Raw genomic sequence first — 24,329 nt, 5'->3', positions numbered from 1 at the left:
CAGGTGAAAATGTGACTCATCGAATAGCAATCACTCCAGGTGAGCCAGCTGGCATAGGTCCAGATCTTGTACTGGAATTAACGAAGCAAGACTGGCCAGTAGAGCTCGTACTTTGCGCAGATCCAGAACTCATTTTATCTCGAGCAAAAATACTGGGTAAAACGATTGAATTAATCGAATATAACCCAAGTATACCAGCACAGCCGCAACGTGCTGGCACCCTAACTATCGCACCAATGAAAATGGCAGTACCTGCAGAACCAGGTAAGCTTAATGAAACGAATGGCCGCTACGTATTAGATACTCTGCAATTCGCATGTGAAAAAAACATGTCTGCAGAGTTTAGCGCTGTCGTAACAGGACCTGTAAATAAAGGCATTATTAATAAAGCGGGTGTGTCTTTTAGTGGTCACACTGAGTTTTTTGCGCAGCAATCAGAAACCGCCGATGTGGTAATGCTACTTGCAACAACTGGATTACGAGTGGCATTAGTAACCACACATATTCCACTAGCGTATGTCGCAAAAGCGATAACAGAAGAGCGATTAAGTAATATTATTCGCATCCTTCACGCTGAAATGAAAACTAAATTTGGTATTGAACAACCAAAAATTTATGTATGTGGACTCAATCCACATGCAGGCGAAGATGGACATCTAGGTCGCGAAGAAATTGAAATAATTTCTCCGACGTTAATGAAACTTCGCGATGAGGGTATGGATTTGACAGGCCCCCTCCCTGCAGATACCTTGTTCCAACCTAAGTATCTTAACGATGCTGACGTTGTATTAGCAATGTATCATGACCAAGGATTACCGGTATTAAAATCGGTTGGTTTTGGCAGCTCAGTAAATATTACCCTGGGCTTACCTTTTATCCGTACATCAGTTGATCACGGTACTGCAATTGAACTTGCAGGTACTGGAACAGCCGACGCCGGCAGTATGTTTACAGCAGTAAACCAAGCAATAGAAATGGTAGAGAAACACGCATGAACGACAAGGTCCATTTAGGTCACACCGCGAAAAAACGTTTTGGTCAAAACTTCTTACATGATGCCTATGTAATTGGTCAAATTGTTGCATCGATTAATCCGCAAAAAGGTGAAAACCTAATTGAAATTGGTCCAGGTTTAGGCGCCTTAACCGAACCTGTAGCAGCTTGTCTCGATAAGATGACAGTTGTTGAGCTAGATAGAGATCTTGCTGAACGCCTAGAGCAACACCCGGTACTGTCTAAAAAGTTAGACATTAACCAAGCAGACGCAATGCGTTTTGATTTTAATCAGTTAATCAAACCGAACATGAAAATGCGTATTTTTGGTAATTTACCTTACAATATTTCAACGCCATTAATGTTCCACTTATTTGAATTCCATGAAGATATCCAAGATATGCACTTCATGTTACAAAAAGAAGTTGTACAACGTTTAGCCGCTAGCCATAACACTAAAAGTTACGGTCGCTTAACAGTAATGACGCAATACTACTGCAGAGTAACACCAGTACTTGAAGTCGGCCCTGAAGCATTCAGACCAGCACCAAAAGTAGATTCAGCGGTTGTTCGTTTAGAACCACATGCTGTATTGCCGCATCCAGCGAAAAACTTCAAAGTACTTAACCATGTAGTGAGAAGTGCCTTTAACCAACGTCGTAAAACAATTCGTAATAGCTTGAAAAAAGTGATTTCGGTTGATGACATTGAAGCGCTAGGAATTAATGTTTCTCTACGCCCTGAAAACTTAACGCTTGAAAACTATGTTACGATTGCAAATTTCGTAACCGATAATCCAATGCAAGCAGCGGATTAAGACGGTCCGTATCAATGGTAAGTATCGCTGATTCATTCACTCTTACCATTGACACCGAATATATCGAAGAAGTATCTGTACCAGCACAACACAGGTACTTCTTTACTTATACCATTACGTTAACCAATCCATTAAGCCAATCTGTTAACTTATCAAATATCCAGCTATTACTCACTGACGGCGACGGCACCGTTTCCGAATTAAACAACCCATTTCAAGATAATGATTATCTTATCTCTTCACAACAAGATTTTTGCTATAGCAATGATATAATTGCCCATTCTCCATTGAGTATCGTTCAGGGAAAGATAGAATTACAACTCAATGCCAGTGAATTAGTGGTGATCACTATCGAACCATTTCGTCTTGTCACACCAAATCTTTTACACTGATCAATTAAACGCATTAACGTATATACTTCATCACGCTCAGCTAGAAAGGTAATTTATACATGGCAACTTATTTTGTTGGTGATATTCAAGGTTGTTTCGACGATCTGCAACATTTGTTACATCAAGCTAATTTCGATCCACGCCAAGATAAACTTTGGTTAACAGGGGATCTTGTTGCCCGAGGCCCAAAGTCATTAGAAACACTACGTTTTGTTAAACAACTCGGTTCTGCTGCTGTCACCGTACTTGGCAATCATGATTTACATTTACTCGCTATTGACGCAGGGTTCGCTAAGCTAAACCCTAAGGATAAAACCCAAGCGATCTTTGCAGCAGAAGACAAAGATGAATTGCTATTATGGTTACGTCAGCAACCACTACTTGCATATCATGATGCCTTCAATATTATCATGGTACATGCCGGTATCAGTCCACAATGGACCCAGCAACAAGCAAAACACTATGCAGAAGAGGTTAATATACAATTGCGTGGTGATGATTACTTGGCATTACTCGCAAACATGTACGGTGCTCAACCTGATTATTGGCGAGAAGAGCTACAAGGTTTCGATCGCTTGCGCTTTATTATTAATGCCTTTACCCGAATGCGTTTTTGCGCACCGAATGGACAGCTAGAGTTTCACAACAAGCATTCACCAACGACAAATAATAATATACAGCATATTCCTTGGTATGAAGTCACGGGTTCACACCTTGAAGGCGCCCATGTTATTTTTGGTCATTGGGCCGCATTAGAAGGAAACTGCAGCCATAAAAATGCGACAACACTTGATACTGGCTGCGTATGGGGAAACAGCTTAACCATGTTACGCTGGGAAGATAAGGCAGTTTTTTCCGTTCCATGCCCATCACATGCGACATAATTGACTAGAATAAGATTAAATAATAAGCGGGTTATCACAGTGTTGCCTTAATGTTAAGTAATAACATAACTGTTCGTATATACTTCACCCTAATTTTAGCCAACCCACATCAATATTACCGCAAACAAGTATATTGACGTGGCTTGGTTGAGTTTAGCTATAAAAATAAAAAGTAAAAAATAAAAATAACGACTTTACAACTAAGGCTTATATACATGATTGAAAATAATTTCATTATTACAGCTACATTCCTTGTTTACCTTGCTGTTATGCTTGGTATCGGTGTGTATGCTTATCGACAAACCAAGAGTTCAACGGACTATTTTTTAGGTGGCCGTAATTTAGGTCCTTGGCCTGCGGCCCTATCTGCAGGTGCTTCAGACATGAGCGGCTGGTTGCTACTTGGCTTACCGGGCTATGCGTATGCTGCCGGTATGGAAGCTATCTGGTTAGCAGGTGGTTTATTAATTGGTACTTGGCTTAACTGGCTGATCTGTGCGAAACGTTTACGTACCTACAGTATCGTAACTAAGTCAATTACCTTACCAGAATTCCTATCACGTCGTTTTAAAGACAACTCAAAGGCCATTCAAATTTGTTCAGCATTCTTTATCCTAATGTTCTTCTTGTTCTATACAAGTGCAGGCTTAGTGGCTGGCGGTAAATTATTTGAAACAGTATTTGGTCTAGATTATCAAATCGCAGTTGTACTCGGTACGGCATGTGTGGTTTCTTATACGCTATTCGGTGGTTTCCTTGCTGTATCTTGGACTGATTTAGTACAAGGTCTGTTGATGTCAGCTGCACTATTAATCGTGCCTCTCAGCGCGATGGACGGTAGCTTTAGCGATCTAGCATCTGCCATGAACGACATTAATCCGGAACTACTGACAATATGGCAAAACAGCAAAGGTGAAGACCTGAGCGCAATTGCAATCATTTCATTAGTTGCTTGGGGCCTAGGTTATTTCGGTCAACCACATATTCTTGCGCGTTTCAAAGCAACACGTAGTAATAAAGACCTTGTTAAAGCACGTCATATTGCGGTTGCTTGGACTTCATTATCTATGTTTGGTGCAATGTTAGTGGGTCTAGTGGGTCTGGTGTATACGAATACGAACAATATCACTATCGCTGATGCTGAAACGATCTTCATGTTATTAGTGAACAGCATCTTCCACCCTGTTGTTGCAGGTATTCTACTTGCTGCGATCTTAGCTGCAATCATGAGTACTGCTGATTCACAACTACTTGTATCATCATCAGCACTGGCTGAAGATTTCTACAAACAGTTAATTCGTCCACAAGCAACAAGTGAAGAGCTTGTTACTGTTGGTCGCTTTGGTGTGGTTGGTCTGTCTATCATTGCATTGTTGCTTGCCCTTAACCCTGACAGCTCTGTACTTGGCTTAGTATCTTACGCATGGGCTGGTTTTGGTGCTGCATTTGGTCCAGCATTAATCATCTCGCTATACTGGCGTGGTATGACGCGTAACGGTGCGCTTGCAGGTATTATTGTTGGTGCAATAACAGTAGTGGTATGGAAACAGTTAAGTGGCGGTATCTTTGACCTGTATGAGATCGTACCAGGTATCATCTTTGCTTCTCTCGCGATTGTTATCATTTCACTGATTGGTAAACAAGAAGACGAAAGTATCCACGCTCAATTCGACGAGTTCGAATCTAGCTTAGATACAATGGCGTAATAGCCACCAGCACGCACTAAGTTAATGGTAAAAATTAACGATAAAAAATGCCGCGCTATCACTAGCGCGGCATTTTATTTTCTAATTCAGTCTAATTCACTCTGCGTCATTCTATTCGTCAGCTAATAGCTACTTCACTCGTTCAAGTAAACTAAAGCGGTAATCGTGCGGATTTTTATCATCTGCCGTATAGTACTCGTGTTCAATTTCTTGCCAATTGTACTGCTCATAATCAGGGAACCAAGTATCCCCTTCTGTTGTTAATTCAATATGGGTCAAATACAAACGGTCAGCAGCGGCTAAGCATTGGTTGTAAATCGTCGCCCCGCCAATGATCATCAACTCTTCCACATCACCAGCTGCCACGACTGCATCATCTAGCGTAGCAACAACAGTAACGCCTTCTGGCTTATAATCTGTTTGTCGACTTAATACGATGTTTAAACGCCCCGGTAATGGGCGACCAATTGATTCAAAGGTATTACGTCCCATCACTATAGGTTTACCTAGGGTCGCACGTTTAAACAGTTGTAACTCAGCAGGTAAATGCCACGGCATCTTATTATCTAAACCAATCACGCGGTTATTCGCCAGTGCGGCGATCATTGAAACAATCACAACAACTCCTTAATCAAACAATAGGTTTGTTACGGTACACCAGCACAGGCGCGATCGCCAGACCAAAACTTAAGCCAATTAAAATAAAAATAGTCAGTAAACCATTTTCAAGCACTTGCTGTTGTAATTCCACGCTATACCCTTGATGGTGTAACGTCATCAATCCTGTCATAGCTTTGTAAGCATAAACTCCAGGGATCATCGGGATCACAGCTGCAACCGTCACCACAGGTCGGGGAATCACCACTTTTCGAGACCAAGGTACCGTAGCCAGCCCCAGCAAGGTAGCTGCAATAAATGATGCCCATTCAATAGGCACGTTTGCATGTAGTAGTAACGTACGCACCGCATGCGCACTGGCAGCGAATAACACACACGCCAATAATGCTTGCCGGGGCACATTGAATAACAACGAAAAACCAAATGCAGCGATACCAGCAAATACAGCGTCATCCACCAGCATGAGCAATAACTCACTCATAACCAACCTCCCAATTGCGCTAACTGCACAGCCAAGACAATACCAAGTGTTGAAGCAAGTGTTAACAAGGTCGCCGTCATCCATCTTGCCATACCGATAGTCACGTGCCCTTTCACCATATCTGATACTGCATTAATTAATGGGAAGCCAGGGACTAGCTGCAATACGCTCGTTACCATGATCAATTCGGGTTTATTCCCCCAATCAAAAGCACTAGCAAAACTGCCTATAAAAGTAGCTGTGAATGCGGTAATAAAAAACACCGTGAGTAAATTATGATGTAACAGAATTAACCATTGGCGAACTCGCATCGAAATAAAACTTGTTAACCAGGTAGCAATAAATACAACGCTATCGCCACCAAATAAGTGACTGAAGCAAGCACAGGATAACGCCACAAAACACGCGACTATGACTGAATTATATTTCGGTACAGCTAAGTTATCTAAACGTTGCTTTACCTGCTCGACGTCATAAATCTGCTTTTCTGCAAGAATACAAATACGTTGTACTTCACAGACTATCCCCATATCAATACCATGGGCTTTCATAGTGCGCGTTGTAGTAACACAATGGTCGTTAGATCGAGAAGTAAGAATAAAGGCTTTGGAGGTAAGTGCTATTTCAACACTGTCTAAACCGAACGCCATGCCAAGGCGCTCAGTGGTCTGTTCGATGAGCCGGCTTTCAGCGTTATACGCCTGTAATAATTGCCCCGTGTGGGCTATCACACGAGTAATAGCAGCTTGCTCTTCATGGCTAATTATTTTATGACTCAAACCGTGTTTATTCGTACTATGTTGACTCGTACAACGCTCACTATTGGTCATGTTGTCATTACACTTTGGGCTCATGACAACACCTTAACACCTATCACTTAATGAATAGTTGGTTATGATCCCAAAAGTAGAAACAAGTAAAATTACATCACAATTGGGTGCGAAAACTCAACATTATTAATCACCGTACTTTCATAGCCATAGACATCACGGATATTATCAGTGGTCACCACCTGCTCAGCGCTGCCATTGGCGCAGATATTACCTTCTTTCAATAAGATGATCCGGTCAGCATACTTAGCCGCCAAATTAAGATCATGTAATACCGCAATAACCGCCACCCCTGCCTGCGCTAAATGCTTGGCACTCTTTAATAATTGATGTTGATAATTTATATCTAACGCTGCTGTTGGCTCATCTAATAATAATAGCTGCGGTTTTTTCTTATTGCCCACAGCTAGCTGCAACAGTACTCGTGCAAAGTGCACGCGCTGTTTTTCACCTCCCGATAAGGTGGGATATGATCTGATCCTTAAATGGTCTATCTCTTGTTCAACAAGAATAGCATCAGCAAGTGCTTGTACTTTAGTTTGACCACAATCAGCTTGTAATCCGCCCATCAGCACCACATCAATCACCTGAAATGCAAAACTTAAACTGGCACTTTGCGGCAATACCGCCAACGTCTTCGCGATCTCACTCATGCTAATGCTGTTACGTACTTCACCGTTTAAGAATATTACCCCCGAGGTAGGTTTCAGCTCTCCGGTGATGGCTTTAAACAATGAGCTTTTACCTGCACCATTAGGGCCGAGAACAGCCAAAAACTCCCCTTCCTCTAACGTCAAATTGAGATCATTAAAAATACATTTACCGGCAATATGATAGTTTAGCTGCTGGCAATGCAGTACCGGTTTTGTCGTGTTTGACATCAAACTATATTCCTAATTTAGAGCGTTGTTGGAGTAATAAGATAATAAAGAAAGGACTGCCTAATAACGCAGTTATAATTCCTACAGGTACTTCACTTGGAGCCATGACAGTACGCGCTAAAATATCGGCAAGTAATAATAACAATGCACCTAACATCGCCGATAATGGTAATAAACGCTGATGGTTAGGCCCCACTAACAAGCGGACTAGATGTGGAATAATCAAACCAATAAACCCAATCATACCTGCGATTGATACCGCAACCCCGAGCCCGATAGCACAGCAAAATATTAACCGACGTTTTATACGTACAATATCGATACCAAGATGTACCGCTTCCGCATCCCCCAATAATAAAATATTCAATGCTTTCGCTGATGACATAAACACCACCAGCAAAAATACCAGAGTGATACTACTGATAGTAATACTGATCCAATTACTGCCCGCCATTGAGCCCATTTGCCACAAACTCAAATCACGCAGACTTTGATCATCGGCAATATACGTAAGCATGCCCATCCCCGCGCCAGCGATCGCACTGATTGCTACACCCGCAAGTAACATCACCACCACAGAACTGCCTTGGCTACTCGTCCCTAATTTGTAGACTAATAAACAAACCGCTAAAGCAAAGGTAAATGCAAAAAAAGACACCGTACTCAATTGTAACCAATCAGGTAAATCAACCATCAAATCAGCAAAAATAACAATACCTAAACCCGCACCCAGTGCAGCACCACTGCTGACCCCAATAATACCAGGATCAGCTAACGGATTACGAAACACACCTTGCATCACGGCGCCAGTTAATCCCAATATACCGCCAATAGATAAACAGAGTAGCGTGCGAGGAAAGCGAATATGACTCACCACAATAGCGTTTTGAGTGCTTACTGGCGATTGCCAATTAACCCAATTAACCAATAATGCTTTAATACTGTCAGCAAACGAGATCGCCATTGGTCCCACAGAAACAGATAACACCACCATAGAAGCAAGACAAAATAAAATAAAACTCGGTAACAACAATGGCCAACGGCTATTAACAAACATATACGCCCTTAATACTCTAATTCAAGTTCTAAATTTTCAGATAAGTGAGGGTATATCTTACGCTGTAACTGCTTTGCTTGTTCGACACTACTCAGTCCCAGACCACCGATTAGCGCACTGCCATCAATGACATAAATCGCTTTATTACGACCTGCAGGTGTTTGTGCTAATAATGGCATTGCCGCAATTAAGGTATCGATATCTTGATACTTTTTCCAATGACGGCCACTGACTAAAATACTTTCTGGCGCCATCGCTAAGAACGCCTCTGCTGATAATGCTTGGTAAGAATTAAGCTCTGCCGCAGGGTTAACCGCGCCTGCTAATGTCATCACCGAATGTGCAGTCGTATTACTACCCGCAGCAGTATAAGTGCCTTTATCATTCAACAGTAAGAACAACATTTTTTTCGCCGTTTTGATCTGCTGTTGATTTGTTTCTAGCTGGTTAATGTCACGTTTAAGCTTGGTAATTAATTGTTTAGCTTGTAACTTTCTATCTAATTTATCACCAAGTAGGGTAATCGTATCAAGTAAGTTTGTCGTTGTTGTTTCTGTCGGTAACACCATCACTTCAACACCACTTTGTGCTAACAAATCGAGCGTTGATTGCGGGCCCATTTCACTACTACCAATCAGTATATCTGGCGCTAATGATAATAACCCTTCAGCAGACAATTGACGGTGATAACCAACCACTGGTAATTTCGATACGGCCGGATAACGGCTGGTCAAATCGACGGCAACTAAGTCATCTTGTTTATCCAAAGCGATTAATAACTCAGTAACACCCGCGCCAGCACTAATGATACGTTCCCCGGCAACACTACCGAATGACAATAATAAACAACAAACGCCAATCCAAACCTTATGCATCTTAATTCCAACCCAGTGTTAATATAATATTTTTCATAGTTAAGTAAAAATAGATGTTTCATCTAAAATACAGTCATTAAATTTAACTCGTACTTGCTCGACAGTGTAAATAACAAACCCCAACAATGCAAATGCGAATTGGTTGCATTATCATTACAACTATATTAATCTGCAACTATTACGATAACGATGAGTCGTTTAAAAAGGCTAAACAGTATGCAAGAAAATACTACCCATAATGACATTCGTCAGTTGATGGCTGATCAACCTCGATTAAGAAGCATTGAAATTGCGCTTGAACTTAATTGCAGTGAATTACAGGTAATCCAAGCATTGCCAGAGCAAGAAGTGAATATGCTGCCAGCAGAACAAGCACAACGCTTATTATCTAATATTGCAGACTGGGGGAAAGTGACTTGTATTATTGAAGTATCTGGTTTTGTATTTGAAGTAAAAGCGCCTTTCCCGAAAGGAAGAAATGCTTACGGCTATTACAATTTATCGCATGATAGTGACGGCTTACAAGGTCATTTAAAGCTTGATAATGTATCTGCAATTGCCTTACTTACACGTAAAGTGCGTGGTAAGTTAAGTTATTACGTGCAGTTTTTTGACCATGAGGGTCACAGCGTATTTAAGATTTATCTCGGTCGTAATAAAGACGGCGAAGTGAACCCAGAACAAATAGCACGTTTTCATGCACTATCAACACAAACAGTAAGCGACGAAACTATCGCTATCGTTACTAATTAAACATAAATAACGGACACGAAGGTCATTATGATAAATAAAAAAGAACGCTTAGAAAATCGCTTACAACCAAAAATTGCAGAGTTTAGAGAAGAGCGTCAAACTTTAATTTTATCAACATTAAGCGCAGACGGATTTCCACATATTAGCTATGCACCATTTGTTCGTTTAGAAGATGGCTATTACATCTTAATCAGTGAAGTTGCTGAACATACGCAAAACTTATTGGTTAATAAGAATCTGTCCTTTATGCTGTTGGAAGATGAACAAAATTCGAAACAAATTTTTGCTCGTCACCGTCTTACATACAAAGCGAATGCCGAAGTCATTGCCCGTGAAAGCGAATCTTGGTCACAAGCAATCCCAGCATTAGAAGCACGTTTTGGTGAAATAATTACGAACCTAAGTGGTTTAAGTGATTTCCGTCTATTCCGTATAGAACCACAGACAGGTCGTTACGTAAAAGGCTTTGGTCAAGCTTATACCGTTAACGGTAATGACGATATTGACTTCGTGCACCTAGAACAAGGTCATCAACAAGTCAAAGAAAAAGTTGAAGCTGGATAACTCGTTCAGCATAAGCTACAAACATAGATAAAAGCAGATGAGATCTATTCATCTGCTTTTTGTGACTCTCTCAAATACGCCGATTCCAATTTTGAAAATGTACAGTCATTACACACTATCACTCGCGAGTGACATACCAATATAAGCCTTCTTGCGCTTCGTAGCCCTTGCACACCCAAAGCCCGACCGCACACACCAGTTCTTCGCCATAATAGATTAATGGGATACGATCGCGTAGCCAAGGTGCTACCTGATACTCTTGATATAATTTTTTAATACTACGCGAGCCAATACGCCCAACAGGATGACACTTACCCTCACCGCGGAAACGAATGGTCACCTTTTCATGTTCGAGTGGCGCTTTCAAACAAATCGTACTGGCACCGTCATCAATTGTATTACCGGTATCAACGCTACGATTATCTTGTATCGAGTCTTGTAAATACAAGAAGCCGATATTGTCTGGTAACACAATACGTTGAGATTTAGTATGCCTAAGCCCTATCACTACGTCTTTTAGCTCAGCGTATTTCTGCTGATTATAAAGGACACCTTGATAACGGCGAAACTCACCCGCCTGCCAGCTCAATTGTGGATTAGCATCATCAGCGGCATTCACTACTTCTAACCATACCTTATCTAAATGGTGACGGCTTGGCATCGGTAGCTGTTGACTCGCAAGCCAAAAACGAATGAGATTGTTACGGCGAATTTTTGATAACTTATCTAATTCAACAACCTTTAACCCAGCTAAAGTATGTTCACAAGTAACAAGATCCATTTGCGCAATCTCATCCGCTAACGCTTGTTGCTCGGCACAGAGTTCTGCGCTGCGGTGGACAGCATGCGCTATACCTGGCCAACGCTGTTTTAAACTGGGGATAATTTGATGGCGTAAGAAGTTACGATCATAGCTCTGGTCATTATTGCTTTCGTCTTCGACCCAATATAATTGTGCTTGGCTGGCATAATCTACCAACATTTGTTGCGAATGAGTCAGTAAAGGACGGACTATTTGGCAGTTTTCTTGTAATGAAAAAGGCATCTGCGCAGCCATTGCCGACAAGCCTTTTACACCAGCACCACGCTTAAGCTGCAACAAAAATGTTTCAAGCTGATCATCAAGATGCTGTCCAAGTAATAATAATGATCCATCATTGAGATACTTTGCTATCGCTTGATAGCGGGCGGTGCGCGCTTGTGCTTCTAAGCTTTCTCGACTGCTAAGATTAAGCACGACCTTTTCAGCGATAAAGTTAATCCCTAACGCCGCAGCAGTTTGCTGACAATGCGTTAACCAAGCATCCGCATTGTCACTTAAACCGTGATGAACATGCACGGCAAGGTAATCATGCTGAGAATATAATTGCTGATAACGGGCAAGTAAATGTAATAACACATGGGAATCAAGACCACCGCTATAAGCAAGTACAATCTGCATAGGCTTTGTCGTTAACGATTGTAACGAGTGCTGAAATGTTGAGAAGAGATCGACGTTAGTAACCACAGGTATCATCACAATTAGAATAGACCAGAACAGTATATACCGAAAAGTGGTAGATATAAAAAAACCGCTGATAAAGCTATCAGCGGTTTAATCAATATTATTCGATTATCTTTATAACAATCTAGTGTTATAGCGGCTTACATGCCAAATGACATTAGACGCTCATAACGTTGTTCTAGCAATGTTTCATGCCCAAGCGGTGTAAGCTCAGCAAGATCCGCTTTAATACACTCTTTCAAGTTAGCTGCCATTAAAGCCATATCTCGATGTGCGCCGCCGAGAGGTTCTGAGATAACGGTATTAATCAAATCTAAGCTCTTAAGTCGATCAGCAGTGATCCCCATTGCTTCAGCAGCTAAAGGTGCTTTATCAGCTGACTTCCATAAGATTGACGCACAACCTTCAGGAGAGATCACCGAGTAAGTACTGTATTGCAGCATGTTAACACGATCACCAACACCAATCGCCAATGCACCACCCGAACCACCTTCACCGATCACAGTACAAATAACCGGAACTGTAAGCTCAGCCATTTCTTTCAAATTACGTGCAATCGCTTCACTTTGACCGCGTTCTTCAGCACCAACCCCAGGGTAAGCACCTGGAGTATCAATAAAGGTAATGATAGGCATCTTGAATTTTTCTGCCATTTTCATTAAACGTAACGCTTTACGGTAACCTTCTGGACGCGGCATACCAAAGTTGCGTTTTAATTTTTCCTTGGTATCACGGCCTTTTTGCTGGCCAATGATCATTACAGGCATACCATCTAAACGCGCTGTACCACCAACAATCGCTTTATCATCGGCAAATGCGCGATCACCAGCAAGTTCATCAAAATCGGTAAATACATGCTCGATATAATCAAGGGTATAAGGACGCTGTGGATGACGAGCCATCTTAGCGACATCCCAAGGTTTCAGACTACTGAATATCTTTGTTGTTAGTTCTGCATTCTTCTTTTCTAAACGAGAGATCTCATCTTGTAGATCAACATCATCAGAATTGTTAGTCACAAGTTTTAATTCATCGATTTGAGCCTGCAATTCTGCAATCGGCTGTTCAAAATCTAAAAAATTTATGGCCATGAGGCGCTGCTTCCTTATCTAATATTATTACTAATGGCTAATGACGACAACCTTGTAACGTCAGCACTAATCAAATTCAAGATCAACATTTCCCGACCCTAACATCAGCTCTAATCCATATAAAAGCTCATCAGTGGGCGATACTCGCCATTCGACACCTAAAGTTAATTTAGCCCTCGCGTCGGCGCGTTGATAATATATATTTATGGGACAAGTACCCGCACGATAAGGTTCAAGTGTATCCATAAACTTACCCATAAACGTATCATTCATTTTGTCTGCATTTAACTGCAATGTGAGGCCACGCGCATAACGCTCTCGCGCAGCTTCAATATCCATAACTTCTCTGGCGGTCATCTTATACCCACCATTGAAATCGTCAAAGCTGACCTCTCCAGTAATAACTAAAATACGATCTTTAGCTATATATTCTTCATAACGTTCAAACGCTTCTGAGAAGAACATCACACTTAAGCGGCCACTTTTATCATCAATCTCTAAGATCCCCATGCGGGTACCTTTCTTCGTCACTTTAACTTGTGCAGAAATAACTAAACCAACCGCTGTCACAACTTTACCACGTTCGGTCGGTTTTACATCTTTCAAGCGATTACTTGAATAACGTTTAACTTCTTTAATATACTGATTAATTGGATGACCAGTAAGATAAAGACCTAAGGTTTCTCGCTCACCTTCTAGCCATACTTTATCAGGCCATTCAGGAACATCAGCAAACTTACTTTCAACTTCTTCCGGTTCTGTGGTTAAAATACCAAACAAGTCACTTTGACCGTGTGCTTCGGCTATCGCATGTTGCGCTGCCGCTTTCATGGCTTCAGGTAATGTCGCATGCAAGGCCGCGCGATGAGGACCTAATTTATCTAATGCTCCGGCGTAAATGAGCTTTTCCATAATACGTTTATTGATCTTTTTCAAATCAACACGATTACAGAAATCAAACAGGTCAGAGAACTCACCACCACTTTCACGGGCGGCAATAATGGCATCAATAGGTCCTTCACCTACGCCTTTAATTGCACCTATACCATAAATAATGGTCTGGTCTTCATCGACATTAAACTTAAATAAACCTTTGTTTACATCAGGCGGTAACAAGGTTAGTCCCATGCGTTCCACTTCATCAACCAAGGTAACCACTTTCTCGGTATTATCCATATCAGCAGACATTACAGCCGCCATGAAGTAAGAAGGGTAATGAGTCTTCATCCACAGCGTTTGATATGATACCAGTGCATAAGCCGCGGAATGCGATTTATTGAAACCATAACCCGCGAACTTTTCTACCAGATCGAAGATCTTCATCGACAGGTCACCGTCGACACCGTTATTTATCGCGCCTTCTTTAAAAGTACCACGTTGTTTTTCCATCTCTTCTGGTTTTTTCTTACCCATAGCACGACGTAACATGTCGGCACCACCGAGGGTATAACCAGATAAGACTTGGGCAATCTGCATTACTTGTTCTTGATACAAGATAATGCCGTAGGTCGGATCAAGGATTTCTTTCAACGATTCATGTTGGTATTGAGCATCTGGGTAAGATACTTCTTCTCGACCATGCTTACGGTCAATAAAGTTATCTACCATGCCTGATTGCAATGGACCGGGACGGAACAAGGCCACCAATGCGATCATATCTTCAAAGCTATCGGGTTTTAGGCGACGGATCAGATCCTTCATACCACGAGATTCTAACTGGAATACCGCGGTCGTCTCTGAGCGCTGTAATAAATCAAAACACCTTTGATCGGTAATATCAATCGACTCAATACGGATCGGTTCTTTACCTTGCTTCACGAGATGCGGATTCGCCATATCCAGTGCCCACTGAATAATGGTTAAGGTTCGTAGACCCAAGAAGTCAAATTTAACCAGCCCGGCTTCTTCCACATCGTTCTTGTCAAACTGGGTAACAGGGTTATTACCAACATCATCGCAATACAATGGGGCAAAATCAGTGATCACGGTAGGTGAAATAACGACACCACCGGCATGTTTACCGGCGTTACGTGTGACACCTTCCAGAATACGAGCCATATCAACCAGCGCGCGTACTTCTTCATCACCCTGATACATTTCATCCAAACGCGGTTCAACATCCCACGCTTTGGCTAAGGTCATGCCAGGATCACCCGGGATCAGCTTAGAAATACGATCAACAAAACCAAACGGATGACCCAGTACACGACCAACGTCACGAATAACCGCTTTTGCCGCCATCGTACCAAAGGTAATAATCTGACTTACCGCATCGCGATTATACAATTCGGCCACGTGATCAATCACTTCGTCGCGACGATCCATACAGAAATCGACGTCGAAATCGGGCATGGAGACACGTTCTGGATTTAAGAAACGTTCGAACAGTAATTCGTATTCCAGTGGATCAAGATCGGTAATTTTCAATGCATAAGCGACTAACGAACCGGCACCGGACCCTCGACCTGGTCCAACTGGAATATTGTTATCCTTACTCCATTGGATGAACTCCATCACGATCAGAAAGTAACCCGGAAAGCCCATGTCGTTAATTACTTTTAATTCAATATCGAGGCGGTCTTCGTACGCAGGACGCTGACGTTCACGCTCTTCGGGATCGGGAAATAAGAAATCAAGACGTTCGACTAGGCCATCTTCAGATACTTTGACTAAGAAATCTTCTGTCGACAACTCACCCGTTGGGAAGTTAGGTAAGAAATATTCTCCTAAGCGTACAGTCGCATTACAACGTTTTGCAATTTCAACTGAGTTAGCCAGCGCTTCTGGAATATCAGCAAATAACTCACACATTTCGTCTTCACTGCGTAAGTACTGTTCTTTACTGTATAGCCTAGGGCGACGCTTGTCCTCTAACGTATAACCATCATGAATCGACACACGAATTTCATGGGCATCAAATTCATCTTCATGTAAGAACACCACATCATTGGTGGCAACAACAGGTAACTGATACTGGGTGGCAAAATCGACAGCCATGTGCAGATAGGCTTCTTCATCCTGGCGTCCGGTACGGATCAGTTCAAGATAATAACTATCAGGAAAATGGGTTTGATAAAACTGTAAACACTGCTGTGCAAGTGCATCATTACCTTTTAATAGTGCTTTACCTATATCACCATTACGCGCGCCAGATAATAAGATGACACCTTCTGCATGCTCAGCTAACCAAGCTTTATCAATAATCGCTCGACCATCAACATGACCACGACTATAAGCTTTAGAGATCAACACCGTGATGTTGTTATAACCTTTATTATCTTTGGCTAAGGCGGTTAGCTTAAATTGCTCATCTGGGTATTCTTCACTTTGCACCCAAAAGTCAGCACCAAGAATGGGTTTAACCCCTGCCCTTTGCATCGCACCATAGAATTTAACCAATGCACACATATTAGTTTGATCGGTTAATGCGATCGCCGGCATATTGAGTTCTTGTAAACGGGGTGCTAGACGTTTCATACGTACTAAGCTATCCACCATTGAGAATTCAGAGTGTAAATGCAGGTGAATAAAACGAGGTTCTGCCATAATTAAGACTTTCTGCTAATTGAGAGTAGATAAAATTAAAAACAATAACGGTAAAGTGGCGCGAAGCCACCAGACTTTATTTTAATAAACCTAACGCACGTTGCACAGGTTTAAAACTTTTTCGGTATTCTTCTGTTGGTCCAAGCTCCGCTAACTTTTCCATGTGTGCTTTAGTTGGATAACCCTTATGTTGCGCAAAACCATATTCAGGGTAACGTTCATGCAGTTCATCCATTTCAGCATCTCGTACTACTTTTGCCAAGATCGACGCTGCACTTATTTCTGCCACGCGCAAATCGCCTTTCACAATGGCTTCTGCAGTCATTGGTAATACAGGGCAACGGTTACCATCAATAAACACATGATCTGGTTGCAGAGCGAGTCCAGCAACCGCTCGCTGCATTGCGACCATAGTTGCTTGTAAGATATTAAGTTCATCAATCTCACTTGGGCTGCAACGACCAATACTCCACGCTAATGCTTTTTCTTTAATCTCAGGAAAAAGCAACTGGCGCTTCTTATCACTTAATTTTTTTGAATCGGTTAGCCCCAAAATAGGGTTGTTAGGATCTAATATCACCGCTGCGGTAACAACATCACCGACTAATGGGCCGCGACCCACTTCGTCAACACCAGCAACAAGTTTCCCCTCAGGGTAAATTACTTCATCATACATATTATTTACCTGTCTTTTCTAGCGTTGTACTATTTTTATCATGATTTTGTTCACTATCACCAAAGGCTATACTAGACGCGTTATCATTAATCAATTCAAGCACGGCATCCGCGGCTTGTTTATCCGCATTACAACGGATCTGTTGATGTAGTTCGGTAAAGTGTGCAATCAGTTTAGCATTGTCTGTTTCTAATAGTTTGGCCATTTCGTCAGCCAATATCTCGGGTTGACAGTCATCTTGTAAACGCTCGGCGACAATTTCTTTTTTTGCTAACAAGTTTGGTAATGACACAAATGGGGCTTTCATCAAGCGCAGCATGATCTTATACGTTATCGGCTTAACACGATAACCAACCACCATAGCACGCTTCATCAACATAGTTTCGAGCGCTGCAGTACCTGATGCCAATAATACAGCATCCGCAACAGCCATTGCTTCACGTGCATGGCCATCGAGCACGATCACCTCAAGTTCAGGTGCGACTTCTTGCTTAATTGCTAAAAATTGTGCTTTACGCTCCTCATTCACCATTGGCACAACGAACTGTAAATCACTGAATCGCTGCTTTAATAACATCGCAGTTTCTAAAAAGCTTGCTGACAGCAACCCGACTTCGCCTGCACGACTACCTGGTAAAATAGCTACGTAACGTTGCTGAGGATCGAGTTTTAATTGGGTAATAGCAGCCTGTTTATCCGCGCCTTCCAGTGGAATAGAATCGGCCATGGTATGCCCAATAAAACGGCAAGGTACATCATATTCATCATAAAATGCTTTTTCAAATGGCAGAAAGGCGAGCACCATATCCACGGCTTTTTTAATTTTGAAAACGCGTTTTTGACGCCATGCCCAAACTGAAGGACTGACATAATGTACGGTTTTTATACCGCTCGCTTTTAATTTTAATTCAATGGGAATATTAAAATCGGGCGCATCAACACCAATAAAGATATCAGGCGGATTTTGTTTAAAATGGGCAAGTACTTCTCGCTTGACTTTAAACAGCCGAGGGAGACGGCCAAGTACTTCGACAAGACCAAATACAGATAACTCTTCCATTTCGAATAAGGTGTTAAAACCAAGCGCTTGCATACGAGGTCCGGCAATACCCTCGAAAATGGCATCAGGATGACGAGATTTAATTTCTTTGATCAGGGCGGCAGCTAAAATATCGCCGGAGACTTCCCCGGCGATAATACCAATACGTAATGGTTTCGTTGTCATTGTAAGCTATCTATAAAGAATACGATTAACGAATAATACCACGTTCATTGGTTTTTAAAAATTCTGTAAACAAAGCAACGCTCGGTTGTTCTTTTGCACTTGCTTCTAATACTGTTAAAGCTTCAGCAAGGGTATTGTCTTGACGGTATAATACACGGTAAGCACGCTTAACCGCTTTAATCGCATCAGCATCAAAACCGCGGCGCTTTAGACCTTCAGAATTGATACCAAAAGGCTTAGCGTGATGACCCGATGCCATTACATACGGTGGAATATCTTTAATGATAACCGAGCCACCGGCAATAAAGGCATGAGAACCTACTTTACCAAATTGGTGGATCGCAGCATGACCACCAAAGATCACAAAATCACCAATGTGTACATGACCAGCTAATGTCGCGTTGTTAGCAAAAATACAGTTATCACCAATGATCACATCATGGGCAACATGGACATTCACCATAAATAAGCAATTACTGCCAATTTTGGTTAAAGCTTGATCTTGTACTGTACCACGGTGAATTGTTACGCCTTCACGGAACACGTTATTATCACCAATCTCAAGACGCGTGTTTTCACCTGCGTATTTAAGGTCTTGGCATTCTTCACCAATTGAACCAAATTGGAAAAAGCGATTGCCTTTACCAATTTTACAAGGACCATTGATAACAACATGAGAAGCGATCACACAATCATCACCAATCTCAACGTTTTCGCCAATGGTAGTCCAAGGACCAATTTTTACATTGTTACCAATTTTTGCGCTTTCATGCACAATAACTGTTTCATGGATCACTATTTCGCCTCTCGTCTTGCACACATGATCTCTGCGTCACAAACTACTTTGCCATCAACTTTTGCAATTGCAGTAAAGCGACCGATACCACGGCGTTCTTTAATTAATTCAATATGCAGATGTAATACATCCCCCGGTACTACAGGTTGACGAAAACGCGCCTTATCAATACCGGCAAAATAATACAGCTCATTATCGCTAGGGCCACCAGATGACTTATAACCTAGAAGACCAGATGCTTGCGCTAATGCTTCTAAAATTAATACACCAGGGAAAATAGGCTGTTTTGGGAAATGCCCCGTAAATTGAGGTTCATTTACCGATACATTTTTAACTGCATGTAAGGATTTACCCGCTTCGAAATCGAGTACTCTATCAACAAGTAAAAATGGGTACCTATGTGGCAATAATTCCATAATTTCTTGTATTTCAATTCTATTTAGTTGTTCACTCAAAATTTTATTCCTGTCACAACGAAAGCTTATTCCGTTTTTCTAACTTGATTTTTCTAATTTAGATAAGCGTTTGTGCATATCATCAATTTTCATTACACGGGCAGTTTGACGACGCCATTCACGGTTGGCTTGTGCTGGAATACCTGATGAATAAAGACCCGCTTTATCAATCGGACGCATTACCATCGACATACCAGTAATATTAACGTTATCGGTTATTTCCATATGACCATTGATAACACTACCACCACCAATCATGCATTGTTTACCTAGTTTTAAGCTTCCAGCTAACAGAGTACCACCCGAGATAGCCGTATTTTCACCTATTTCAACATTATGACCGACTTGACATTGATTATCTAAAATAACGCCATCGGCAATAATGGTATTATCTAACGCGCCACGATCAACCGTTGTACACGCACCAATCTCAACACGGTCACCAATAATAACACGACCCAATTGTGGGATCTTAATCCACTTACCAGCATCATTGGCATAACCGAAACCATCGGCACCAATCACAGCACCACTTTGGAACAAGCAATCACTGCCAATTTCGATGTTATGATAAATAGTAACATTTGCCCACAATTTAGTGCTCTGACCAATTCGGGTATTTTTACCAATAAAACAGCCCGCACCAATTATCACGTTATCCGCGAGTGATACGCCTGTTTCAATAACCGCGTTAGCACCAATAGCTACATTGTCACCTAATACCACATCATCAGCAATCACTGCACTCGGGGCAATATCTGTTGCTGGCGCAGGTGTAGTATCAAGTAACTGCGCAGCTAATGCAAAACCAACATAGGGATTTTTCATAACTAATGCATTGGTATTACACGCGGCAAGATCATCCGGTTTAAGAATCACAGCGGACGCCGCAACAGTCGCTAATTGAGCGCTGTATTTGCTATCACTTAAGAAAGTGATACTACCTGACTGTGCATTTTGCATCGAATTAATTGCATTAATCTCGATGCTACCATCGCCGTGTAGTTCAGCTTGAATTGCAGTTGCAATTTGTTGTAACGTCAGTGCCATGTGAAACCTTATCTATAAAAATTCTTATGCTATTTTACTACATTTTTTAGGCCGTTAAATATAGTGACTTACTTAATGTTGTAAAATATAGTTACTTACTTAATTCTTGAATTATTTTGTCAGAAATATCTAATTTTGGATCGACAAATAGCACAGCTTGATTGGTAACTACAAGATCATAGCCATCACGCTTAGATACAGTCTTAATTGCATTTTGTAATAGCGCTAATAATTTGTTATTTTCTTCTTGGCCACGACGTTGTTGATCTTCTTTAAATGCCTTACCTTTTAATTTCAGTTGCGCATCTAATTCTTCTAACTTACGCACCAATTTCGTTTGCTCAGCTGGTGTCATTAATGCCGCATCACGTTGACGCTTTTCATTTAATTCAACCAATTCTTTCTGCAATTTATTCAGCTCAACAGCACGTGTTTGAAACTCTTCATTCAAACGCTTACCAATCGCTTCACGTTGCGGTAATTGCTGTAAGACCTTACCTGCATCAACAACAGCATAACCCGCTGCACTTGCAGTAAATGATGCACCAAGAGCCAGTGCTAATGCCGTTGCTTTAATTAATTTTTTCATTTTAGTTCCTAGTGAAGTTTCAACTTAAAGCGTACTTTCAGTGCTGAAAGTACGCATTTAATCAATATGAGTTAACTTAGAAAGTAGTACCTATATTAAAGGTAAATACTTGAGTTTTATCACCGTCATATTTTTTCAGCGGTTTTGCTAATGAGAATACTAACGGGCCCATTGGAGACAGCCACTGCAAGCTGACGCCCGCAGAACCACGCAGTCGCGTTGGATCTGAATAGTCACCGTAGTATTGACAACTACCAAGACAAGTCTGTGATTCATATACTGATGCATCAAATTCAGTATCCCATACCGAACCAGCATCAACAAATACCGTTGTACGTACTAAATTGGCATATTCTTCACTTAAGAATGGCGTAGGGAAAATCAGTTCCAAACTCCCGGTTGCTAATGCATTACCACCAATAGAAGAATCTGTTGCTACATAGCCATTATCGCCGCCACCTGGTTTAGGTGCGGTCTGTATACCTTTTGGACTGATGGTATTACTGTTGAAGCCACGTACAGAGTAGAAGCCACCGGCATAATAATTTTGATAAAATGGTAACACATGATCATCACCATCTGATGTCTGACCATAACCATTACCGTAAGCAACACGACCACGCATTAATACTGACCAGCGGTGGTTTGTTGATAGCGGTACATAATATTTGTTATCAAAACTCATTTTAAAATACTGTACATCCGAACCTGGTACTGTCATTGTAAAGTTGGCTTTTTGCTCCGACCCCGATGTTGCAAACACACCGCGGTTTAAGGTGCGACGACGCCAAGACGCTGACAAATCAAAACCTTGGAATACCACGAAGCCACCATCTTCATCGACATCTTTTTCATAGATGTCCCAAAATTTCTTAGTTTGCGCATAGGTCGTGGTTTTCGAAATTTTATTCCATTCATAACCTAAGCTAAAGCTTAAGGTATTATTTTCATTAACCGGGAAACCTAAGCTGCCAGAGATACCATAGGTACGGTTGTTATAATCAACAATATCCGCTTCCTTTGCTTCAAAATCAGTAGCGTAAATTTTACCACCAAAACTCACACCATCGACAGTGAAGTAAGGGTCAGTATAGTTTAAGCTCACCTGTTTCGAGTAATCATTAGTACTAAAATTAATACCGGCCTTGTTACCTGTACCAAAGAAGTTATCCTGTTGAATCCCCATATTTAAACTTACGCCAGATTCAGAACCATAGCCAATACCTGCATTAAATGAACCCGCAGCCTGTTCTTTCACTTGCACATTAACATCAACCACATCCATTTCACCTGGTACACGTACCGTATTGGTGTTTACGGTTTCGAAGAAACCAAGCTGATTTAGACGGGTTTTAGAGCGATCAATTAAACGATTCGATAACCAAGTACCTTCCATTTGACGCATTTCACGACGTAGTACTTCATCTTTAGTGATATCGTTACCCGAAAAGTTAATACGGCGCACATAGATACGAGGACCCGGTTCGACGGCAATCGTTAGATTAACCGTATGATCTTCATCATTGATTTCTGGGTAAGTAGATACTTTTGGATAAGCGTAACCGAAGCGGCTTAAATAACGACTTAGGCTTTCTTCCGTTGCTGTTACACTTGCACCACTGTATAGCTCGCCAGAGTTAAGCGCCAATAAGCCGCGTAACTCTTCTTCTTTGTCTAATAAGTTACCTGTTAGGCTAATATTACCAAGTTTATATTGCTCACCTTCATCAAGTTTAAGGGTAATATAAATACCTTGCTTATCTGGCGTCATTGATACTTGCGTTGATTCTGTCTTAAAACGAATATAACCGTTATCAACATAGTGACTACGCAGTTTCTCTAAATCACCTGCAAGCAACTGCTTTTGATACTGTTGATCCGCCATAACGTTCCACCATGGCGTATGATCACTTAGCTCAAACAGGTTTTTTAATTCTGATGTTGAATAGACTGTGTTACCTAAGATATTAAGCTGTTTAATTTCTGCTGATTTGCCTTCAACAAAACTGAATTTAATATCAATACGGTTACGGGGTAACGGGGTAAGAATGGTATTAATTTTAGCACTGTAACGGCCAGCACCATAATAGAATTCTTGTAGTCCCTGCTCTACTGAACGAATAATAGTACGATCGATAGGCTCACCGACACGAATACCAGATGAACTAAGACTTTCTTTTAACTGCTCTTCTGGAATCGCATCATTACCAACAAACTCAATACTACTGATCGTGGGTAATTCAGTGACTTTAAAAACAAGCGTCGAACCGTCGCGGTACAGTTTGATATCATCAAAATTACCTGATGCATATAATTTTTTCACCGCGAGAGCCGTATCGCTACGAGTAATGCTATCCCCTTCACGTAATGGAATATTCAACAATGCAGCACCTAATGTCACGCGCTGTAAGCCTTCGACTTGAATATCTTTAACAATGAAGCTACCAGAAGCGGCTACCGCTGTCGTACTTGTAAATAAGCAAGCACTTGAAAATAGTACGCCAGCTAAATATTTATTAATTATCATTCTGATTAAATAATCCCTA

At 41.4% G+C, this 24,329-nt stretch carries 23 protein-coding genes; 7 read left to right on the top strand and 16 right to left on the bottom strand.

Annotated elements, in window-relative coordinates:
• Positions 1 to 11: 11 nt before the first annotated feature.
• The 5 genes from pdxA to putP all read left to right on the top strand — a co-directional run bounded on the left by pdxA (position 12) and on the right by putP (position 4,792).
• On the top strand, positions 12 to 995 hold the full coding sequence (pdxA, locus tag HWV01_RS02970) for a 4-hydroxythreonine-4-phosphate dehydrogenase PdxA (protein ID WP_211673999.1): 984 nt from the start codon (positions 12 to 14) through the stop codon (positions 993 to 995).
• Positions 992 to 1,810, top strand: a complete 819-nt coding sequence (rsmA, locus tag HWV01_RS02965) for a 16S rRNA (adenine(1518)-N(6)/adenine(1519)-N(6))-dimethyltransferase RsmA (RefSeq protein WP_211673998.1) — start codon at positions 992 to 994, stop codon at positions 1,808 to 1,810. Before pdxA ends, rsmA begins: the two co-directional genes overlap by 4 nt.
• Before the next feature lie 14 nt (positions 1,811 to 1,824).
• Positions 1,825 to 2,202: an ApaG domain gene (locus HWV01_RS02960; protein ID WP_211673997.1), complete on the top strand. Its 378-nt coding sequence runs from the start codon at positions 1,825 to 1,827 to the stop codon at positions 2,200 to 2,202.
• A 59-nt stretch (positions 2,203 to 2,261) separates the two neighbouring features.
• Positions 2,262 to 3,086: a symmetrical bis(5'-nucleosyl)-tetraphosphatase gene (locus tag HWV01_RS02955; RefSeq protein ID WP_211673996.1), complete on the top strand. Its 825-nt coding sequence runs from the start codon at positions 2,262 to 2,264 to the stop codon at positions 3,084 to 3,086.
• Positions 3,087 to 3,301: 215 nt separating this feature from the next.
• Entirely contained in the window at positions 3,302 to 4,792 is a 1,491-nt protein-coding gene (gene putP, locus HWV01_RS02950; RefSeq protein ID WP_211673995.1) for a sodium/proline symporter PutP, read from the top strand.
• Between the two features lie 129 nt (positions 4,793 to 4,921).
• Here putP and folA read toward each other — a convergent pair whose 3' ends face one another.
• From folA to HWV01_RS02920, 6 genes are all read right to left on the bottom strand, one after another.
• The gene (gene folA, locus HWV01_RS02945) at positions 4,922 to 5,410 is read right to left on the bottom strand and encodes a type 3 dihydrofolate reductase (protein ID WP_249185428.1); all 489 of its coding nucleotides are present in this window, start codon (positions 5,408 to 5,410) and stop codon (positions 4,922 to 4,924) included.
• 13 nt (positions 5,411 to 5,423) lie between these two features.
• The gene (locus HWV01_RS02940; protein ID WP_211673994.1) at positions 5,424 to 5,891 is read right to left on the bottom strand and encodes a threonine/serine exporter family protein; all 468 of its coding nucleotides are present in this window, start codon (positions 5,889 to 5,891) and stop codon (positions 5,424 to 5,426) included.
• Positions 5,888 to 6,745 carry a threonine/serine exporter ThrE family protein gene (locus tag HWV01_RS02935; protein ID WP_249185427.1) on the bottom strand — a complete coding sequence of 286 codons (858 nt, stop codon included), beginning with the start codon at positions 6,743 to 6,745 and terminating at the stop codon, positions 5,888 to 5,890. The genes HWV01_RS02940 and HWV01_RS02935 overlap by 4 nt, the downstream gene beginning before the upstream one ends.
• A gap of 68 nt (positions 6,746 to 6,813) precedes the next feature.
• Positions 6,814 to 7,602, bottom strand: a complete 789-nt coding sequence (locus HWV01_RS02930; RefSeq protein WP_211673993.1) for a heme ABC transporter ATP-binding protein — start codon at positions 7,600 to 7,602, stop codon at positions 6,814 to 6,816.
• A gap of 4 nt (positions 7,603 to 7,606) precedes the next feature.
• Positions 7,607 to 8,659, bottom strand: a complete 1,053-nt coding sequence (locus tag HWV01_RS02925) for an iron ABC transporter permease (RefSeq protein ID WP_211673992.1) — start codon at positions 8,657 to 8,659, stop codon at positions 7,607 to 7,609.
• Between the two features lie 8 nt (positions 8,660 to 8,667).
• A complete protein-coding gene (locus tag HWV01_RS02920; RefSeq protein WP_211673991.1) occupies positions 8,668 to 9,534 on the bottom strand; it encodes a hemin ABC transporter substrate-binding protein in 867 nt (288 codons plus the stop codon).
• 216 nt (positions 9,535 to 9,750) lie between these two features.
• Here HWV01_RS02920 and hutX point away from each other — a divergent pair, with 216 nt between their 5' ends.
• Both hutX and hutZ read left to right on the top strand, forming a co-directional pair.
• Entirely contained in the window at positions 9,751 to 10,287 is a 537-nt protein-coding gene (gene hutX / locus HWV01_RS02915; RefSeq protein ID WP_211673990.1) for a heme utilization cystosolic carrier protein HutX, read from the top strand.
• Between the two features lie 27 nt (positions 10,288 to 10,314).
• Positions 10,315 to 10,851 (top strand): heme utilization protein HutZ, encoded by a 537-nt coding sequence (gene hutZ / locus HWV01_RS02910; protein ID WP_249185426.1) that lies wholly within the window; start codon positions 10,315 to 10,317, stop codon positions 10,849 to 10,851.
• A gap of 118 nt (positions 10,852 to 10,969) precedes the next feature.
• On the opposite strand, the gene tilS is transcribed toward hutZ, so the two are convergent.
• From tilS to bamA, 10 genes are all read right to left on the bottom strand, one after another.
• A complete protein-coding gene (gene tilS / locus HWV01_RS02905) occupies positions 10,970 to 12,292 on the bottom strand; it encodes a tRNA lysidine(34) synthetase TilS (protein ID WP_249185425.1) in 1,323 nt (440 codons plus the stop codon).
• A 203-nt stretch (positions 12,293 to 12,495) separates the two neighbouring features.
• On the bottom strand, positions 12,496 to 13,446 hold the full coding sequence (gene accA / locus HWV01_RS02900; protein WP_211673989.1) for an acetyl-CoA carboxylase carboxyl transferase subunit alpha: 951 nt from the start codon (positions 13,444 to 13,446) through the stop codon (positions 12,496 to 12,498).
• 66 nt (positions 13,447 to 13,512) lie between these two features.
• Positions 13,513 to 16,992, bottom strand: coding sequence for a DNA polymerase III subunit alpha (gene dnaE / locus HWV01_RS02895; RefSeq protein WP_211673988.1), 3,480 nt, complete (start codon positions 16,990 to 16,992; stop codon positions 13,513 to 13,515).
• Positions 16,993 to 17,068: 76 nt separating this feature from the next.
• The gene (gene rnhB / locus HWV01_RS02890) at positions 17,069 to 17,668 is read right to left on the bottom strand and encodes a ribonuclease HII (RefSeq protein WP_211673987.1); all 600 of its coding nucleotides are present in this window, start codon (positions 17,666 to 17,668) and stop codon (positions 17,069 to 17,071) included.
• A 1-nt stretch (position 17,669) separates the two neighbouring features.
• Positions 17,670 to 18,893, bottom strand: a complete 1,224-nt coding sequence (gene lpxB / locus HWV01_RS02885; protein ID WP_249185424.1) for a lipid-A-disaccharide synthase — start codon at positions 18,891 to 18,893, stop codon at positions 17,670 to 17,672.
• A gap of 25 nt (positions 18,894 to 18,918) precedes the next feature.
• Positions 18,919 to 19,689, bottom strand: a complete 771-nt coding sequence (gene lpxA / locus HWV01_RS02880; protein ID WP_211673986.1) for an acyl-ACP--UDP-N-acetylglucosamine O-acyltransferase — start codon at positions 19,687 to 19,689, stop codon at positions 18,919 to 18,921.
• A complete protein-coding gene (gene fabZ / locus HWV01_RS02875; RefSeq protein ID WP_371816355.1) occupies positions 19,689 to 20,105 on the bottom strand; it encodes a 3-hydroxyacyl-ACP dehydratase FabZ in 417 nt (138 codons plus the stop codon). Before fabZ ends, lpxA begins: the two co-directional genes overlap by 1 nt.
• A gap of 78 nt (positions 20,106 to 20,183) precedes the next feature.
• Positions 20,184 to 21,194, bottom strand: coding sequence for a UDP-3-O-(3-hydroxymyristoyl)glucosamine N-acyltransferase (lpxD, locus tag HWV01_RS02870; protein WP_211673984.1), 1,011 nt, complete (start codon positions 21,192 to 21,194; stop codon positions 20,184 to 20,186).
• A 91-nt stretch (positions 21,195 to 21,285) separates the two neighbouring features.
• Positions 21,286 to 21,783: an OmpH family outer membrane protein gene (locus HWV01_RS02865; RefSeq protein ID WP_211673983.1), complete on the bottom strand. Its 498-nt coding sequence runs from the start codon at positions 21,781 to 21,783 to the stop codon at positions 21,286 to 21,288.
• Between the two features lie 76 nt (positions 21,784 to 21,859).
• Complete coding sequence (gene bamA / locus HWV01_RS02860) at positions 21,860 to 24,310, bottom strand: outer membrane protein assembly factor BamA (RefSeq protein ID WP_211673982.1); 2,451 nt, start codon at positions 24,308 to 24,310, stop codon at positions 21,860 to 21,862.
• Between the last annotated feature and the right edge of the window lie 19 nt (positions 24,311 to 24,329).

The sequence above is a fragment of the Moritella sp. 5 genome, from assembly GCF_018219455.1.
Lineage (GTDB): Bacteria > Pseudomonadota > Gammaproteobacteria > Enterobacterales > Moritellaceae > Moritella.
This window is presented reverse-complemented; position numbering and strand designations above follow the sequence as displayed.

Excerpts from the sequence above, each read along its gene's own strand:
- hutX (WP_211673990.1), top strand. The coding sequence starts at position 9,751 with ATGCAAGAAAATACTACCCATAATGACATTCGTCAGTTGATGGCTGAT.
- hutZ (WP_249185426.1), top strand. The coding sequence starts at position 10,315 with ATGATAAATAAAAAAGAACGCTTAGAAAATCGCTTACAACCAAAAATT.
- HWV01_RS02955 (WP_211673996.1), top strand. The coding sequence starts at position 2,262 with ATGGCAACTTATTTTGTTGGTGATATTCAAGGTTGTTTCGACGATCTG.
- bamA (WP_211673982.1), bottom strand. The coding sequence starts at position 24,310 with ATGATAATTAATAAATATTTAGCTGGCGTACTATTTTCAAGTGCTTGC.
- HWV01_RS02925 (WP_211673992.1), bottom strand. The coding sequence starts at position 8,659 with ATGTTTGTTAATAGCCGTTGGCCATTGTTGTTACCGAGTTTTATTTTA.
- rnhB (WP_211673987.1), bottom strand. The coding sequence starts at position 17,668 with ATGTATGATGAAGTAATTTACCCTGAGGGGAAACTTGTTGCTGGTGTT.
- rsmA (WP_211673998.1), top strand. The coding sequence starts at position 992 with ATGAACGACAAGGTCCATTTAGGTCACACCGCGAAAAAACGTTTTGGT.
- putP (WP_211673995.1), top strand. The coding sequence starts at position 3,302 with ATGATTGAAAATAATTTCATTATTACAGCTACATTCCTTGTTTACCTT.
- HWV01_RS02930 (WP_211673993.1), bottom strand. The coding sequence starts at position 7,602 with ATGTCAAACACGACAAAACCGGTACTGCATTGCCAGCAGCTAAACTAT.
- dnaE (WP_211673988.1), bottom strand. The coding sequence starts at position 16,992 with ATGGCAGAACCTCGTTTTATTCACCTGCATTTACACTCTGAATTCTCA.
- HWV01_RS02865 (WP_211673983.1), bottom strand. The coding sequence starts at position 21,783 with ATGAAAAAATTAATTAAAGCAACGGCATTAGCACTGGCTCTTGGTGCA.
- fabZ (WP_371816355.1), bottom strand. The coding sequence starts at position 20,105 with ATGGAATTATTGCCACATAGGTACCCATTTTTACTTGTTGATAGAGTA.
- HWV01_RS02940 (WP_211673994.1), bottom strand. The coding sequence starts at position 5,891 with ATGAGTGAGTTATTGCTCATGCTGGTGGATGACGCTGTATTTGCTGGT.
- lpxD (WP_211673984.1), bottom strand. The coding sequence starts at position 21,194 with ATGGCACTGACGTTACAACAAATTGCAACTGCAATTCAAGCTGAACTA.
- tilS (WP_249185425.1), bottom strand. The coding sequence starts at position 12,292 with ATGCAGATTGTACTTGCTTATAGCGGTGGTCTTGATTCCCATGTGTTA.
- lpxB (WP_249185424.1), bottom strand. The coding sequence starts at position 18,893 with ATGACAACGAAACCATTACGTATTGGTATTATCGCCGGGGAAGTCTCC.
- HWV01_RS02960 (WP_211673997.1), top strand. The coding sequence starts at position 1,825 with ATGGTAAGTATCGCTGATTCATTCACTCTTACCATTGACACCGAATAT.
- HWV01_RS02935 (WP_249185427.1), bottom strand. The coding sequence starts at position 6,745 with ATGAGCCCAAAGTGTAATGACAACATGACCAATAGTGAGCGTTGTACG.
- accA (WP_211673989.1), bottom strand. The coding sequence starts at position 13,446 with ATGGCCATAAATTTTTTAGATTTTGAACAGCCGATTGCAGAATTGCAG.
- HWV01_RS02920 (WP_211673991.1), bottom strand. The coding sequence starts at position 9,534 with ATGCATAAGGTTTGGATTGGCGTTTGTTGTTTATTATTGTCATTCGGT.